Below are 15,554 nucleotides of genomic sequence, written 5' to 3' on the forward strand. Positions count from 1 at the left end.
TGTGCGTGCCCGGTGAAGAACGGGGGCCCACCGCGCACGAAGAGAGACCGAACAGGCACGCACCAGCATGCGTGCGGGGGGATGTACCCATGACGTCGACGCCGCCAGGTGACCGGCAGGAGAACGACGCTTCCCGGACGACACAGCTCCGGATACCCGCGGGACTGCGGGCCGGCGCGGCGCGGCGGCGTGCCAAGAAGGAGCTGCCGCGCTACGACTACGAGCACTACAGCCGGCTCGCCGGGCCGCTGACGCAGCCCCCCGCGGGCAAGCCGTACAAGGTCCAGTACCGCTCGCTCATATCCCAGGAGCCGCACCGGGTGCGCGCGGCGCTCCTGCTCGGCGCGGCTCCCCTCGTCTCGCTCGGACTCTTCGCCTGGCTGATGCAGCCCAGCCACTGGACGGACCGCGATCCGAACCTGGACAACGACCTCCTGCTGGTCCTCGACATCGTCATGCTGGTCTCGATCGGTCTGATCGAGCTGTTCCGCACGATGAACGTCCTGTCGAACGCGCACGCCACCCTGGTCGCCCGCGACCCGGTCCCGGTGATCCCGGAGTCCGGCACCAAGGTCGCCTTCCTCACCTCCTTCGTCCCCGGCAAGGAACCGCTGGAGATGGTGACGAAGACCCTGGAGGCGGCCGTGAGGATCCGCCACCGCGGCCTGATGCACGTGTGGCTGCTGGACGAGGGCGACGACCCGGCGGTCAAGGAGGTCTGCGCCCGGCTCGGCGTGCACCACTTCTCCCGCAAGGGCGTGGCGCACTGGAACCAGGCCAAGGGTCCGCACCGCGCCAAGACCAAGCACGGCAATTACAACGCCTGGCTGGACGCGCACGGCGGCGACTACGACTTCTTCGCCTCGGTCGACACCGACCACATCCCGATGGCGAACTACCTGGAACGGATGCTCGGCTACTTCCGCGACCCGGACGTCGGCTTCGTCATCGGCCCGCAGGTCTACGGCAACTACGACACCTTCGTCACGAAGGCCGCCGAGTCGCAGCAGTTCCTCTTCCACGCCCTGATCCAGCGCGCGGGCAACCGCTACGGCTCGCCCATGTTCGTCGGCACCAGCAACGCGGTCCGCATCTCGGCGCTCAAGCAGATCGGCGGCCTGTACGACTCGATCACCGAGGACATGGCCACCGGGTTCGAGATCCACCGCCACCGCAACCCGGCAACGGGCAGGAAGTGGCGCTCGGTCTACACCCCGGACGTGCTGGCCGTCGGCGAGGGCCCGACCGCGTGGACGGACTTCTTCACCCAGCAGCTGCGCTGGTCCCGGGGCACCTACGAGACGATCATCGGGCAGTTCTGGAAGGGCTTCGGGACCATGCCGCCCGGCAAGCTCTTCAACTACACGATGATGATCATCTTCTATCCGATGTCGGCCATGAACTGGATCCTCGCGGCCCTCAGCTGCGCGCTGTTCCTCGGCATGGGCGCCTCCGGCGTCCAGATCGACCCGACGGTCTGGATGATGCTGTACGGCAACGCCTCCGCCCTCCAGATCGGCCTGTACATCTGGAACCGCCGCCACAACGTCTCGCCGCACGAGCCCGAGGGCTCCGGTGGTCTGGCCGGCATGGTGATGTCCGCGCTCTCCGCGCCGATCTACGCCCGCTCGCTGATGGACGCGGTGCTGCGCCGCAAGAGCTCGTTCGTGGTGACCCCCAAGGGCGACTCGTCCAGCCCGGACACGCTGTTCGGCACCTTCCGCATCCACCTGTTCTTCATCGTCGTGTTCGCCGCGTCGATGATCTCCTCGTTCTTCCTGGGCCACAGCCACCCGGCGATGATCACCTGGGCCACGCTGGCGCTGCTGATCACGGCGGCGCCGATCATCGGCTGGCGGTACACCATCCGCGCGGAGAAGAAGAAGCGCCGGGCGGGCGGCTCCCACCGCGGCGGAGGACCGGCCCCGCAGCCGCGCCCCGCACCCCTGCCCGGTACGCCGGGCAATGACCAGACCATGCAGATCGCCCGGATCGCCCTTGGGGGACGTAAGAAATGAAGTACCGTCCGAGCCGCCGTACCCGCCGCCTGGCGATCAGTACGGCGGTGGTTCTCGCGCTCGCGGGGGCGAACGGGCCGTGGCTGTACCGCTTCAGCACCGAGCGCTACCACGAGTACAAGATCAACCAGCCGGAGTACAAGGCGGCCAACGGCCACTGGGACTTCCTGGACGTCCCCTCCGAGCACCGGATCAACACGATCCACGCGGCGCTGCTGCACACCGGCAAGGTGCTGCTCGTCGCGGGATCCGGGAACGACCAGAAGAACTTCGACGCGAAGAGCTTCCGCTCGGTGCTGTGGGACCCGAAGACGAACGTCTTCAAGGACATCCCCACGCCCAAGGACATGTTCTGCGCCGGGCACACCCAGCTGCCCGACGGCAAGCTCCTCATAGCCGGCGGCACCAAGCGCTACGAGAAGCTCCAGGGCGACGTCACCAAGGCCGGCGGCCTGATGATCGTCCACAACGAGAACCCGGACAAGCCGATCACCCTCCCCGCGGGCACCCGGTTCACCGGCAAGGAGAACGGCAAGACGTACGTCTCCAAGGACCCGGTGCTGGTGGAGAAGGCGAAGAAGGTCTTCGACAAGCGGACCGGCGCGTTCCTGCGCAACGATCCCGGGCTCGGCCGGATCTACGTCGAGGCGCAGAGGACCGGCAAGAAGTACGAGACCGGCACCGAGGACAACTACCGGGTGGCGGGCCTGTCCGGCTCGGACACCCGCAACGTCTACGGCATCGCGCAGAAGCTAGCCCTGGACAAGAAGGACTTCCAGGGGATCAAGGACGCCTTCGAGTTCGACCCGGTCGCGGAGAAGTACATACCCGTCGACCCGATGAACGAGGCCCGCTGGTACCCGACGCTGACGACGCTGGAGGACGGCAAGGTCCTCGCGCTGTCGGGTCTCGACGAGATCGGGCAGATCGTCCCCGGCAAGGACGAGATCTACGACCCGGAGACCAAGGAGTGGGAGTACACCGGCATCGTCCGGAAGTTCCCCACCTATCCGGCGATCTTCCTGCTGAACGACGGCAAGCTCTTCTACTCCGGCTCCAACGCCGGGTACGGTCCGGCGGACGTGGGCCGTGACCCGGGCGTCTGGGACCTGTCGACGAACAAGTTCAAGAAGATCCCCGGGCTGAGCGACCCGGACCAGATGGAGACCTCCGCGACCGTGCGGCTGCCCCCGGCCCAGGACGAGAAGTTCATGGTGATCGGCGGCGGCGGGGTCGGCGAGTCGGAGAAGTCCAGTGAGAAGTCCCGGCTGGTCGACCTCCAGAAGAAGAACCCCGAGTTCACCGACGGGGCGTCCCTCTCCGAAGGCACCCGCTATCCCAGCGCCTCGCTGCTGCCCGATGACTCCCTGCTGGTCACCGGCGGCTCCAGCGACTACCGGGGGCGCGGCGGCTCGGACGTGCTCCAGGCCCGGCTGTACGACGCGAAGAGCGATACCTACAAGAAGGTCGCGGACCCGGCAGTCGGCCGGAACTACCACTCGGGCTCCCTGCTGCTGCCGGACGGCCGGGTCATGATCTTCGGCTCGGACTCGCTCTACTCGGACAAGGCCAACACCCGGCCCGGCGTCTTCGAGCAGCGCATCGAGATCTACACCCCGCCCTACCTCTACCGGGACTCCAGGCCGGAGCTGACGGCCGGACCCAAGAAGATCGAGCGCGGCGGTACGGGCCTGTTCACCACCCAGCACGCCTCCTCGATCGCCTCGGCGAAGCTGATGCGGCCGTCGGCGGTCACCCATGTCACCGACACCGACCAGCGCACCATCGCGCTGGACCTGAAGAAGTCGAAGGACGGGATCACCGTCACCGTGCCGGAGAACCGGGCGCTGGTGCCGTCCGGTTGGTACATGCTGTTCGTCACCGACGACCAGGGCACCCCGTCGGAGGGCATGTGGGTGGAGGTGCCCGAGTAGGGGCGGGTACACACGACGAAGGCCGTGCCCGGGAGGAACGGCTCCTCCCGGGCACGGCCTTCGTCGTGTCCCGGCTACTTCGTGGCGCCGGCCAGGCCCAGTGCGTACTCCGGCCACCAGGCGCCGGCCTTCGGGCCGCCCTTGCAGTCGCCGTCCGACTCGCCGGGCCGCTTGATCCACAGGTAGGCGTCGACCTGTTCGTCGCCGGTCCGCGTGGTCGGGACCTCGCCCAGCGCGCGGCCCGGGGGGTTGCACCAGCTCTCGGCGGGGTCGCCGCCCGTGTAGGGGCCGTTGCCGTTGCGGCTGGTGTCGATGACGAAGGGCTTGTTGCCGATCTTCTCCGACAGCTTCTTGCCGAACTCCGTGGATACGGCCGTCGTCTGGAAGTTGGAGACGTTCAGCGAGAAGCCGTCCGCCTCGGCGATCCCGGCCCGCTGGAGCGGCTGGTACAGGGCGTCGGGCGACTGCCAGCCCGCGTTGCCCGCGTCCAGGTAGACCTTGGTGGCGGGCTGCTGCTTCAGCCGCTGGATCGCTCCCTTGAGGAGGTCGTAGCGCTCCTCGTGGAACTCCTGCGGGGTGCAGCCGTCGACCAGGTGGAGCAGGGCGTCCGGCTCCAGGATCACGGTGGCGCCGCGGTCCCCGATGCCCTTGGCGACGCCGTCCAGCCAGGCCCGGTAGGCGTTGCCGTCGGAGGCGCCGCCCTTGGAGAACTGGCCGCAGTCGCGGTGCGGGATGTTGTAGAGGACCAGCAGGGCGTCCCGGTCTACGGCGGCCGCCGCCTCGGTGACGCCCTTGACCTCGGCCTCGGGGTTGTCCGGGCCGATCCACTCGCCGACCGGCTGCCGCGCGATCTTCCGGATCAGCTCGGCGTTCTTCTCGTCGCCGTCCTCGCTGTACGCGGCGACCTGACGGGCCGCGTTGCCGTCGGGGTTGACCCAGTACGGATCCTTGTCCTTGGGCTGCTGCTCGACGGTCGGCGCGCTCTTCTTCTCGTCGCCCTCCCCGGCACCGGAGCATCCCGCCAGCAGCAGGGCCGCTCCGAGCGCCGCCGCCGTACCGGTCGTCCGCAGGCCCGCCGCGCGCCCGCGCGTCCGGGACCGGCCGGTGTAACTGCCGTACATCCACTCCCCCTTGGGTGCACTGCCTGCACTGTCGCTCACTGGGGACCGTCCCCGCACGCGCGGGGACCCCTGCTCACTGGTCGCACCGATGTGTGCTGCCGGTCCGATCCATCCTGGCACAGCGGCCGGGCACCCACGCTCCCACCCGTACAACGGTCACACCGGGGCACTGGTTCCGGACATCCTGTTCCAAAGCCGGTCATCCGTGCGGCGGTTCCCCCTACAGTGGCGGGCAGCCGACCCGGCCCACCCCTCACCGCACCGACCTCCCGTACCGCGCCGGGCGACTCCCGCGGCCGGGCGCACGCGGTCGAGGACCGGCCCGGCCCGCACGCCCCGCGAGAGGCGGCCGGCCGGGCCGGGTTGAGCGTGTGCCGCGTGACTGTGGTGCGCGTGGTGCGTCGGTATCAGCCGCGGCTTCCGTGGCCCACGGCCCTTACGCGCTCCCCGTCCTCCCCTGCCTCCTGGGCGTCCTGCGCGCCGGTGAGGTAGGCGGAGACGACCACGTTCGCCGTGTAGGAGCGGGTTTCGTGGTCGTACGTTCCGCCGCAGGTGATCAGCCGCAGCTCGGCCCGGCCGTCCTCGCGGGGTCCGTACGCCTTCCGCGCGTCGAAGCGTTCGCGGGTGACGAGCTGGACATCGTCCACGGTGAACTCCGCGACGCTGCCGTCGGTCCGGGCGACCTCGATCCGGGCGCCCGGCTTCACCGCGCTGAGCCCGTAGAAGACCGCGGGCTTGGTGTCGGTGTCGACGTGGCCGACGAACAGGGCCGCGCCCTCAGCGCCGGGCTCGGTGCCGTCGCCGTACCAGCCGGCGGTCTTCGGCATGCCGTACGGGGGCGGGTCGATGGCCCCGTCCCGGTCGAGGCCGCGCGCGATGACGGGGGCCGTGATCCCCACGGAGGGGACCTCGACGCGTTCGGGAGCCGCGCCGTCGAGCGGGTCGTGGGCCGGGGGCAGCTCCGCCCCGAGGGGGCGGCCGACCGCGGCCACGTCGCCGGTGGTGGGACCCGAGAGGCCGCCGAGCCCGCCGCCGGCCTCCCGGCCCCAGATCCACAGGCCGAGCAGCAGCACGGCCCAGGTCACTCCGGTGAGCAGTCGCCCGTTGCCTGCCGGGCGGTCCGGGGCTCCCATGTCAGCTGTCGGCCGGGCCGCGGCGCCGGCGCGAGGTGCGCAGGGCTACGGCGACGGCCGCGACGGCGGCGAGCACCAGACCGATCACCGCGTGCCGGGTGCCGGGGCCCTCGGCCTCGGTGGACCGTTCGGCGAGGGCGGCGGCGCCTCCGCCGCCCGCCTTGACGGGTGCGGCGGGCGAGGGGCGGTGGTGGTGGACGACGGTGAGGGTGCCGGTCGCCTTCCCCCGGCCGTCCTCGCACGTCACCCAGACGTCGTAGGAGCGTGGTTCGGCGTCGTCCCGGATCCGGGCCTCGGCGAAGAGGCCCTTGTCGTCGGCGGGGCGGAAGTGGGCCTCCGAGGAGAAGGCGTCGGAGTTGCCGGTCGCCTCGCGGCCCTTGCCGCAGACATCGACCCACAGCTCCACCTTCCCGCCGGGGGCGATGGTGGACGGGGTGACCGAGACGGTGCCGGTGCGCCGGTCGTCGTCGCCGGCCGGGGCGGCCGGGGATGCCAGAGCGGCGGGTGCGGGCACGGCTATGAGCGCGGCCGCCGCTGCGGCACAGAACGTGAGGGGCATGGAACGCATCGTGAACCTCCTACGGGAAGGTTCACGCCTGCGGCGGCGGCCCGCATCCGCAGTCCTCCGTTCGAGCGACGTCAGGGCGACGGCTCCGATGACGGTTCGGACGCCGGTTCAAACGCCGGTTCGGACGCTTGCGGATGCGGTCCGCGCAGGTCAGCGGCTGGCCGGCTACGCGGCCCCGTCCGCCTTGCCGGCCTTGTCCGCCTGCTTCCCCTGGTCCACCTGGTCCGGCAGGTCGATGAGGTCCACCAGGTCGGCGATGGACTCGACGACGTGCGAGGGGCCGTACGGGTAGCGGTCGATGTCGGCGACGGACGTCAGCCCGGTGAGGACCAGGAAGGTCTGCATGCCCGCTTCCAGGCCCGCGAGGACGTCGGTGTCCATCCGGTCGCCGATCATGGCGCTGGTCTCGGAGTGCGCGCCGATGGCGTTGAGACCGGTCCGCATCATCAGCGGGTTCGGCTTGCCCGCGAAGTACGGGTCCTTGCCGGTGGCCTTGGTGATGAGGGCGGCGACCGAACCGGTGGCGGGCAGCGGGCCCTCGGCGGACGGGCCGGTCTCGTCGGGGTTGGTGCAGATGAAGCGGGCGCCCGCGTTGATCAGCCGGATCGCCTTGGTGAGCGCCTCGAAGCTGTACGTCCGGGTCTCGCCGAGCACCACGTAGTCCGGGTCGTGGTCGGTGAGGACGTACCCGATGTCGTGCAGGGCGGTGGTGAGGCCGGCCTCGCCGATGACGTAGGCCGTGCCGCCGGGGCGCTGGTCGTCGAGGAACTGGGCGGTGGCGAGCGCGGAGGTCCAGATGTTCTCCACGGGCACGTCCAGGCCCATGCGCTTCAGCCGGGCGTGCAGATCGCGCGCGGTGTAGATGGAGTTGTTGGTGAGGACGAGGAAGGGCAGCCCGGAATCCCGCAGCCGCTTGATGAAGGCATCGGCACCGGGGATGGGGGTGCCCTCGTGGATGAGGACACCGTCCATGTCGGTGAGCCAGGATGAGATGGGCTTGCGCTCTGCCATGTGTCGGGACTCCTGCCGTACGCACTGCGTGCTGGGGGTGCCCGGACCACGCCGTCCCGGCACCCCCAGCATAATTAGGCGGCGGTGACTGTGACCCCGTCGATCACCCAGTACCAGTTGTTGCTTCCGGTGTAGTGGAACCGGAAGCTCACGTTGGCGGCCCCGGACGGGACGTCCAGGGTGAGCGCCTGGGGCTGGGAGATCACGTCGGACGTGTAGCGCTTCACCTCGACGGGCGTGCCGCCGTTCCAGGAGGCGAGGACGCGCGCGCCCTGGCTGCCCTCCTGCCGGTAGAGGGTGGTGAAGCCGAGCGTGACGGTGGACTTGCCGCCGACCGCGTGCGCCGGGGTGACCAGCGTGGAGTCGTACGGGCCCGACGCGGCCTTGTCGGCCCACTCGTCGGAGTCGGCGACCGCGAAGATCCCGCGCGAGCGGACGTTCAGCTCACGGGACTGGTCGCGCTGGCTGCGGCTCCAGAACTCGTCGGTGGCGAAGGACCAGCCGCGCCACTCGGCCACGCCCCCGGTGCCCATCGCGGAGTTCACCACCGACCAGCCGCTGGGCGCGGTGTGGGTCCAGCCGAGGACGCCGGCCGGGGTGCCGGTCTCGTCGGCGCGTGCGGCGAGGGAGGCGTACAGGGCCTCGAACGGGTCGGTGGAGCGCTGCTGGATCGGCTTGCCGTCCAGGCCCCAGGCGGGGTCGGGTGTGATGCCGAGCTGCTTGAAGACGGTGGCGGCGACGTCCACGAGGCGGGTGTCGGCGGGGCGGGCGCCGGCCGCGATGCCGGGGCCCTGGGCGAGGACGAAGGTGCGCCGCTCCTCGATCGCGCTGCCGCCGTGGCCGCCGGAGTCGGTGTGGCCGTGGTCGGTGGTGACGATGACGGTCCACCGCTCGGTGGCGTACGAGGGGCGCGCCCTGATGGCGGTCAGGAGGCGGCCGAGGTAGCCGTCCTGGACGTCGATCGCCGCACGGTACGCGGCACTGGCCGCACCGGAGTTGTGGCCGGCGATGTCGGTCTGGCCGAAGTAGACGAAGAGGACGTCCGGGTTCTGGTTCCGGAGGATCGACTCGGTCTCGGCGGCGATGGTGGCGTCGTGGCCGGTGTAGCCGTCGGCGTCGCCGTCGAGGACGAGCTTGGCGTCGGCGCCCGCGGTGACCGTGCCCTGGGCGTCCAGGGGCTTCCAGTCGACGGCGGCGTAGGTGGAGAGCTGCGGGCGGACCTGGGCGAGGCGGGCGAGGAAGCCGGGGTACTTCCCGTAGTTCTTCCCGGCGAAGGAGTTGTCCTTGACGCCGTGCTTGTCGGGCCAGACGCCGGTGGAGATGGTCGACCAGCCGGGGCCGGAGGAGGTGGCGGCCATCGGATTGGCGTACAGCAGCGAGGTGCCGTACGTCCCGTTCGCCATCATCGCCTTGAGGTGCGGGGCCTTGGCGGCGGCGATGACGTCGTGGCGCAGCCCGTCCATGCCGACGACGAGCACCTTGTCCTTGCTGGTGCCGTCGGGGAGGGTCGGCGCGGCGTGCGCGGCGGTGGCGGTGGCGGTGGCGAGGGAGCCGCCGACGGCGGCGGCCGTGGCCGCGGCGGCGGTGGTGGCGAGCACGGAGCGGCGGGACAGGGACCGGGACACGTGATCCTCCAGGGAGGGGGCGGGTCGGACGGGGCTGGGCGCGAACTGCCTTCGTGAACTGCCTTCGTGAACTGTCTTCTGGACCTTCTGGACCTTCTGGACCTTCTGGAGCTACTGGAGCTGCTGGAGCTGCTGGAGCCCCTTCTGGGCCAGACCCGTTACCTTCGCGAGACAATCGGGCCGAGTCCAGGCCTTCGCAGGAATCCGTGGCGGAGAGGTGACCGGTCAGCTTCCAGTGGCCGACTTCCAGGCGTCGATGTACGTGTCCAGGTTGGCGCCGATGTCCGCCCAGTCGGGCTCGAAGATCTCCACGCCCTCCATCAGCCCGGCCAGTTCGACGGCGTTGGCGTCGGTGGCCTCGATGTCCTTGCGGGCGGCGAAGCCCCCGCCGACCGCGCTGACGTCGCGCTGGGCCTGCTCGGAGAGCATGAAGTCGAGCAGCTTCTTGCCGTTCTCGCTGTGCGGGCCCTTCGCGACGAGGCCCGCCGCGTACGGCAGGGCGAAGCTGGTGGGCTTCCCGTCGCCCTTGGCGGGGAACCAGATGGAGAGGTTGGGCATGTCCTTGGACTGGGCGAAGTTCATCTGGACGTCCCCGTTGGCGGCGAGGAGTTCCCCCTTGTCGACCTTGGGGGCGAGTTTGCCGGTGGAGGCGGACGGGCCGACGTTGTTGGTCTGGAGCCTCTTCAGGTACGCCATGGCCGGCTCCTGGCCGCCGAAGTCGTGCATCGCCTTGATGAGGACGGCGGTGCCGTCGCCCGCGACGCCGGGCGTGGAGTACTGCACCTTCTCCTTGTACGACGGGTCGAGCAGGTCCTCCCAGGTCCTGGGCGGGCTCTTCAGCTCCTTCTTGTTGTGGATGAACCCGAAGTAGTTGTTGACGACGGAGGTCCACTTCCCGTCGGCCGCCCGGTCGGCGCCGTCGACCTGGTCGGCGCCCTTCGGCTCGTAGGCCGTGAGGAGGCCCTTGGCGTCGGCCTGCTGGATGAAGGGCGGCAGGGTGACGAGCACGTCGGCCTGGGTGTTGGACTTCTCGCGGACGGCGCGCTGCACCATCTCGCCGGAGCCGCCCTCCACGTACTTCACCTCGATGCCGGTCTTCTTCTCGAAGTCCTTGAACACCTTGTCGTACCAGCCGTCGCCGTTCTCGCCCTTGAGGCCGTCGGCGCTGTAGACGGTGACGGACTTCTCGTCGGACGCGGCGGAGGAGCCGCCGCAGGCGGTGAGGGTGACGGCGGCGAGGCCGGCCATGGGGAGGGCGAGGGCACGGGCACGGTTGCGGTTGCGGTTGCGGTTGCGCATGAGGTTTCTCCAGGGAGGAGTACGGGGTGGGGATCAGCGGTAGGAGGCGCGGGTCCGGATGCGGGAGACGGCGGCCAGGACGAGGAGCGTCGTCGTCATCAGGACCACGGCAAGGGCGGCGCCGGTGAAGAGCGAGCCCCGGTCGGTGGCGGCGAAGATCTGCACCGGCAGCGGGGTCCAGTCCGGCGGGTAGAGCATCATCGTGGCGCTCAACTCCCCCATGGACAGGGCGAAGCAGAGCCCCGCGGCCGAGGTGAGCGAGGGCAGCAGGAGGGGCAGCCGGATCCGCCACAGGACCCGGGCGGGGCTCGCCCCGAGGCCGGCGGCGGCCTGTTCGTACATCGGGTCCAGGCGGCGCACGGCGGCGGAGACCGACTGGTACGCGAACGCGGTGACGAGGACGGTGTGGGCGAGGATCACGATCCAGCGCGTCCCGTTGAGCAGGACGGGCGGCTGGCTGTAGGCCACCAGCACCGCGAGGCCGACGACCACCGAGGGCACGGCGACCGGCAGGATGAACAGGGCGTCCAGGAACCGCTTTCCGCGCTTGCGGAGAGAGGCGGCGGCCAGCGCCGCCCAGCCGCCGAGGACGAGGGCCAGCACGCTCGCGGCCACGGCCGTGACCAGGCTGGTGGTCAGCGCCTGGAGGGAGTCGCCGCTCGTCGCGGCGGAGTAGCGCTCGATGGTGGGTCCGGAAGGAAAGGCGCCGGACCAGTTCGTGGCGAGGGACGCGGCGAGGATGACGAGCAGGGGCACCGCGAACAGCGGGACGAAGAGGAGGAGGAAGACGGCCCAGGTGGCCCACTTCCCGGCCCGGCTATGCACCAGCACGACGGCTCACCACCCGGTAGAGGCTGTAGAGGCCCACGGAGATCGCGACGTTGACGACGGCGACGACGCAGGCGGCCGCGTAGTCCGACTCCAGGATCGCCTTGCTGTAGACGAGCATCGGCAGCGTCGTGACGCCCTTCGCCCCGGTGAACAGGACGATCCCGAACTCGTTGAGGCACATCACCAGGACGAGGCTGCCGCCCGCCGCGAGGGCCGGGAGCGCCTCGGGCAGGATCACCTGCCGGATGATCCGGACGGGCCCGGCGCCGAGCGAGGAGCCCACTTCGAGCTGGCTGGTGTCGAGTTGGGAGAACGCGGCGAGCAGCGGGCGCATCACGAACGGCGTGAAGTAGGTGATCTCCGCGAGCAGGACACCCCAGGGGGTGGTCAGGAAGTGGAAGGGCCCCTCGGCCGCCCCGGTGGCATCCGTCCAGAGCCCGTTGGCCATCCCGACGGAGCCGTAGATGAACAGCAGGGCCAGGGTGACGAGGAAGGACGGGAAGGAGAGGAACACGTCGATGAACCGGGCGACCGCCTTCCCGCCGGGGAACGGGACGAACGCGATGATCAGCGCGAGGACGAACCCGAGGACGAGGCATCCCACGGTCGAGCCGACGGCGAGCCACACGGTGGTGGTGAGCGCGTCGCGGAAGACCTCGGAGGCGAAGACGTCGGCGTACGGGTCGAGCGAGACGCCGCCCTCGTCGGGGGTGACGGACTGCTGGACGACGAGGGCAAGCGGGTAGAGGAACGCGAGCGCGAGGACGGCGACGGGCGGCAGCGCCCAGACCCAGGCGGGGACGGAGCGGGACCGTGCGGGGGCGGGGGTGGGGGCGGGGTCCGGTTGCCCGGGCCCCGTCGTCCGCTTCCGGTCGAGGACGGCATTAGCCACCGGGAACCACCCCCGCCTTCTCCCGTGCCGACGCGGAGCCCGCGGGGCCGGCCGCGTCCGCTGCTCCCCTTTCTCCCGCTGCTCCCGCTGTTCCCGCCGGGAGCAGCACCGCGTCCTCGGCCGCGAAGTGCAGGGTGACCGGGTCGCCGAGGGCCGGGGGGTCACGCAGTTCGCGGAGGTCGGCCATGAGGCGGTGGCCGTCGACGTCGGCGTGGACGCGGTGGGTGGAGCCGCGCCACTGGACCTCGGTGACGCGGCCGGTGAGCGCGTTGGGACCGTCGCCGAGGCCGACCAGGTGCGGCCGGACGCAGAGGGTCGCGGTGGCTCCGGGAGCGGCGGTGTCGGTGGGGACGGCGAGCGCGTGGCCGCCGAACTCGACGGTGCCCTCACCGGCGACCGTGACCGGGAGGAGGTTGGCGTTGCCGACGAACGAGGCGGTGAACTCGGTGCGCGGGCGGCGGTAGAGCTCCTGGGGGGTGCCGCAGTCCTGGAGCCGGGCCCGGTCCATGACGGCGATCCGGTCGGCGAGGGTGAGGGCCTCGACCTGGTCGTGGGTGACGTACAGGATCGAGACGTCCGGCAACTCACGGTGCAGCCGGGCCAGTTCGGCGAGCATCCCGGAGCGGAGCCGGGCATCGAGGGCGGAGAGCGGTTCGTCGAGGAGCAGGACGCCGGGGCGGATGGCGAGCGCCCTGGCGATGGCGACGCGCTGCTGCTGGCCGCCGGAGAGTTCGCGCGGGTGGCGCTCCGCGTACGCGGCCATGCCGACGAGTTCCAGGGCCTCGGTGACCCGGCCGGGGATCTCGGCCTTCGGGGTGCGGTGGGCCTTCAGCCCGAAGGCCACGTTGTCCTTGACCTTGAGGTGCGGGAAGAGGGCGTAACTCTGGACGACCATGCCGATGCCGCGCCGGTGCGGGGGCAGAGCGGTGACGTCCCGGCCGCCGAGGAACACCCGCCCGGCGGCGGGCTTGACGAACCCGGCGACGGCGCGCAGGGCGGTGGTCTTGCCCGAGCCGGACGGCCCGAGGAGGGCCATCACCTCGCCGGGTTCGACGGTGAGGTCGAGCCGGTCGAGGACGACGTTCCCGCCGTAGGCGACGGTGACGCCCTCGAAGCGGATGCCACTGGGGGCGGCGGGGGCGGCCCGGCCGGGGCCGTGCCCGCCGGCGGCGGGGCCGGGGGCGCTCATGCCTCGGCCCGGGCGGCGGCGGGCAGCCCGGCTGCCTCGGCCCGCGCGATGACGTCGGGCAGCTCGGCGACGGACCCGAGCACGTGGGTCGCGCCGTGCCGGGTCAGCTGGTCCCGGTCGTGGGCGCCGGTGAGGACCCCGGCGACGATCCCGGCGCCGGATCGTACGCCGCTGAGCATGTCGTACGAGGTGTCGCCGGCCACCACCGTCCGCCGGACGTCCTCCACGGCTCCGGTGCGCAGGAAGGCGGCCAGCACCATGTCCGGGAAGGGCCGGCCCCGGCCGCCCGCGTCGGCGGGGCAGAGGGTGAGCGGGACGAGGTCCTGCCAACCGAGGGCGGCGAGGATGGCGTCCTGGGTGGTGCGGGCGAACCCGGTGGTCAGGACGACGGTGCGGCCCTCGGACGCGAGCCGCTCGACGGCCTCGCGGGCTCCGGGGACGGGGGCGATGCGGCCGCCGTCGACGAGTTCTCCGTACGCCTCCTCGAAGGCGATGTTGGCCTGCTGGGCCTTGGCCTCGCCGCCGTCCCCGCCCTCGGCGGCGAAGAGGTGGCGGAAGACCGTGATCTTGGATTCGCCCATGGTGGCGCGTACGTAAGCGAGTTGGCGGGCGTGCGCGTCGGATCCGGGGCGCACGCCGAGGCGTTGGGCGGCGGCGGAGAAGGCCTGCTCGACGAGGCCGCCGTCGGCGACGGTGGTGCCGGCCATGTCGAGGACGACGAGGCGGAAGGGGTCGCGCGTGATGTCGGTCGGGGAAGTCATGTGGTTCACCAGCCCAGGTGGTCGGCGGTCGTTTCGGCGATGGCGGGCGAGCACGTCATGCCGCGCCCCCCGGGCCCGGTGACGAGCCAGACCCCGTCGGACACCTGCTGCCGGTGGACGACGCGCGAGGTGTCGGTGCACTGGGCGTAGACGCCCGCCCAGCGGTGGCGTACGCGTGGCAGGGGGCGGCCGAGGAAGGCCTCGACGACCCGGGTGAGGTGCTCGTAGGGCTCCTCGACGGTGTCGAAGGCGAAGGGGTGCTCGTACTCGTGGGTGTCGCCGATGGTCAGCCCGCCGTCGCGGCGCTGCACCATGAGGAGCTGCATGCGGTGCTCGGCGGCGACCGGGTCCTGGGCCTGTCCGGCGTTGAGGGCGTCGAGCGCCTCGCCCCGGTAGGCGGGGTAGTAACGGAAGCTGTCGGCGTCGGCGACGGAGGTGGTGAGCGGTTCGCCGAGCGGGTCGGTCTGCATCATCTGGAGGCGGACGCGGCGGACGGGCAGCTCGGGCCCGGCGAGTTCCCGGACCAGCCCGCCGAGCCAGGCGCCGGTCGCGAGGATCACGGCGTCACCGGTGTGGACGTCGCCGTGGTCGTCGCGCACGGAGGCGGTCCCGACGACGTCACGCACCTCACGGCCGGCGAGGTAGGTGTACCGGCCGGAGGCCAGCAGGTGGTCCTTCAGCGCGAGTTGGGCGGTGCGGGGTTCGACCGCCGCGTCCCGCTCGCACCACAGGGCGGCGGTGAACGCTCCGCGCAGGGCCGGGTTGAGCGCCCGGGCCTCGTCGGCGGTGAGCAGCTTGTAGCCGCGCGCCGCCGCGTCGGGCCGGGCGACGGCCGCCTCGGCGACGGCGACCTCGCGTGCGGTGCGCAGCGGGGTGAGCGAACCGCAGGCCCGGAAGCCGAGTCCGGGCACCCGCTCCCCGGCGGCCTCCCACAGCTCGCGGGCGCGCAGGGCCGTCTCCAGCTCCTCACCGCCGGCCCGGCCGCTGACCCATATCTGTCCGAAATTGCGGAGCGATGCCCCGCGCGCCTCGCTCTCGCGCTCGATCTGTACGACCTCGTGGCCGCGGCTGACTGCGTGCCAGGCGTGCATGGTTCCCACCACGCCGGCTCCTACGACGATGACTCTCACGACGGCCACGCTCCTCGGGACGGGTGTCCCGCACGCGTCCGT

13 protein-coding genes are annotated in these 15,554 nt (G+C 71.4%); 2 read left to right on the forward strand and 11 right to left on the reverse strand.

Annotated features, from left to right (window positions below; genetic code table 11):
* Positions 1–89 precede the first annotated feature (89 nt).
* Positions 90–2,018 (forward strand): glycosyltransferase, encoded by a 1,929-nt coding sequence (locus ACH4RG_RS16565; protein ID WP_397917045.1) that lies wholly within the window; start codon positions 90–92, stop codon positions 2,016–2,018.
* Positions 2,015–3,952 carry a galactose oxidase-like domain-containing protein gene (locus ACH4RG_RS16570; RefSeq protein ID WP_397917046.1) on the forward strand — a complete coding sequence of 646 codons (1,938 nt, stop codon included), beginning with the start codon at positions 2,015–2,017 and terminating at the stop codon, positions 3,950–3,952. Before ACH4RG_RS16565 ends, ACH4RG_RS16570 begins: the two co-directional genes overlap by 4 nt.
* A gap of 74 nt (positions 3,953–4,026) precedes the next feature.
* On the opposite strand, the gene ACH4RG_RS16575 is transcribed toward ACH4RG_RS16570, so the two are convergent.
* From ACH4RG_RS16575 to ACH4RG_RS16625, 11 genes are all read right to left on the reverse strand, one after another.
* Positions 4,027–5,073, reverse strand: coding sequence for a glycoside hydrolase family 6 protein (locus tag ACH4RG_RS16575; protein ID WP_397917247.1), 1,047 nt, complete (start codon positions 5,071–5,073; stop codon positions 4,027–4,029).
* Positions 5,074–5,480: 407 nt separating this feature from the next.
* Complete coding sequence (locus ACH4RG_RS16580) at positions 5,481–6,206, reverse strand: class F sortase (protein WP_397927971.1); 726 nt, start codon at positions 6,204–6,206, stop codon at positions 5,481–5,483.
* Position 6,207: 1 nt separating this feature from the next.
* Positions 6,208–6,774: a hypothetical protein gene (locus ACH4RG_RS16585; protein WP_397917048.1), complete on the reverse strand. Its 567-nt coding sequence runs from the start codon at positions 6,772–6,774 to the stop codon at positions 6,208–6,210.
* Between the two features lie 165 nt (positions 6,775–6,939).
* Positions 6,940–7,785, reverse strand: coding sequence for an HAD-IIA family hydrolase (locus tag ACH4RG_RS16590; RefSeq protein ID WP_397917049.1), 846 nt, complete (start codon positions 7,783–7,785; stop codon positions 6,940–6,942).
* 74 nt (positions 7,786–7,859) lie between these two features.
* A complete protein-coding gene (locus tag ACH4RG_RS16595) occupies positions 7,860–9,410 on the reverse strand; it encodes an alkaline phosphatase family protein (protein ID WP_397917050.1) in 1,551 nt (516 codons plus the stop codon).
* A gap of 225 nt (positions 9,411–9,635) precedes the next feature.
* Complete coding sequence (locus ACH4RG_RS16600; RefSeq protein WP_398539715.1) at positions 9,636–10,709, reverse strand: 2-aminoethylphosphonate ABC transporter substrate-binding protein; 1,074 nt, start codon at positions 10,707–10,709, stop codon at positions 9,636–9,638.
* A 33-nt stretch (positions 10,710–10,742) separates the two neighbouring features.
* Positions 10,743–11,540, reverse strand: a complete 798-nt coding sequence (locus ACH4RG_RS16605) for an ABC transporter permease (protein WP_397927969.1) — start codon at positions 11,538–11,540, stop codon at positions 10,743–10,745.
* Positions 11,527–12,432, reverse strand: coding sequence for a 2-aminoethylphosphonate ABC transporter permease subunit (locus ACH4RG_RS16610; RefSeq protein ID WP_398539716.1), 906 nt, complete (start codon positions 12,430–12,432; stop codon positions 11,527–11,529). Before ACH4RG_RS16610 ends, ACH4RG_RS16605 begins: the two co-directional genes overlap by 14 nt.
* Complete coding sequence (locus ACH4RG_RS16615) at positions 12,425–13,621, reverse strand: ABC transporter ATP-binding protein (RefSeq protein WP_397917054.1); 1,197 nt, start codon at positions 13,619–13,621, stop codon at positions 12,425–12,427. The genes ACH4RG_RS16610 and ACH4RG_RS16615 overlap by 8 nt, the downstream gene beginning before the upstream one ends.
* Positions 13,618–14,382: a phosphonatase-like hydrolase gene (locus ACH4RG_RS16620; RefSeq protein WP_398539717.1), complete on the reverse strand. Its 765-nt coding sequence runs from the start codon at positions 14,380–14,382 to the stop codon at positions 13,618–13,620. The genes ACH4RG_RS16615 and ACH4RG_RS16620 overlap by 4 nt, the downstream gene beginning before the upstream one ends.
* A gap of 5 nt (positions 14,383–14,387) precedes the next feature.
* On the reverse strand, positions 14,388–15,512 hold the full coding sequence (locus tag ACH4RG_RS16625) for a TIGR03364 family FAD-dependent oxidoreductase (protein ID WP_398160526.1): 1,125 nt from the start codon (positions 15,510–15,512) through the stop codon (positions 14,388–14,390).
* Positions 15,513–15,554: the final 42 nt, after the last annotated feature.

Origin of the sequence: Streptomyces sp. NPDC021019, assembly GCF_044333295.1 — a bacterium.
Lineage (GTDB): Bacteria > Actinomycetota > Actinomycetes > Streptomycetales > Streptomycetaceae > Streptomyces.

Coding starts and splice junctions, on each gene's coding strand:
- ACH4RG_RS16600 (WP_398539715.1), bottom strand. CDS start 10,709: ATGCGCAACCGCAACCGCAACCGCAACCGTGCCCGTGCCCTCGCCCTC.
- ACH4RG_RS16620 (WP_398539717.1), bottom strand. CDS start 14,382: ATGACTTCCCCGACCGACATCACGCGCGACCCCTTCCGCCTCGTCGTC.
- ACH4RG_RS16565 (WP_397917045.1), top strand. CDS start 90: ATGACGTCGACGCCGCCAGGTGACCGGCAGGAGAACGACGCTTCCCGG.
- ACH4RG_RS16580 (WP_397927971.1), bottom strand. CDS start 6,206: ATGGGAGCCCCGGACCGCCCGGCAGGCAACGGGCGACTGCTCACCGGA.
- ACH4RG_RS16590 (WP_397917049.1), bottom strand. CDS start 7,785: ATGGCAGAGCGCAAGCCCATCTCATCCTGGCTCACCGACATGGACGGT.
- ACH4RG_RS16615 (WP_397917054.1), bottom strand. CDS start 13,621: ATGAGCGCCCCCGGCCCCGCCGCCGGCGGGCACGGCCCCGGCCGGGCC.
- ACH4RG_RS16585 (WP_397917048.1), bottom strand. CDS start 6,774: ATGCGTTCCATGCCCCTCACGTTCTGTGCCGCAGCGGCGGCCGCGCTC.
- ACH4RG_RS16570 (WP_397917046.1), top strand. CDS start 2,015: ATGAAGTACCGTCCGAGCCGCCGTACCCGCCGCCTGGCGATCAGTACG.
- ACH4RG_RS16575 (WP_397917247.1), bottom strand. CDS start 5,073: ATGTACGGCAGTTACACCGGCCGGTCCCGGACGCGCGGGCGCGCGGCG.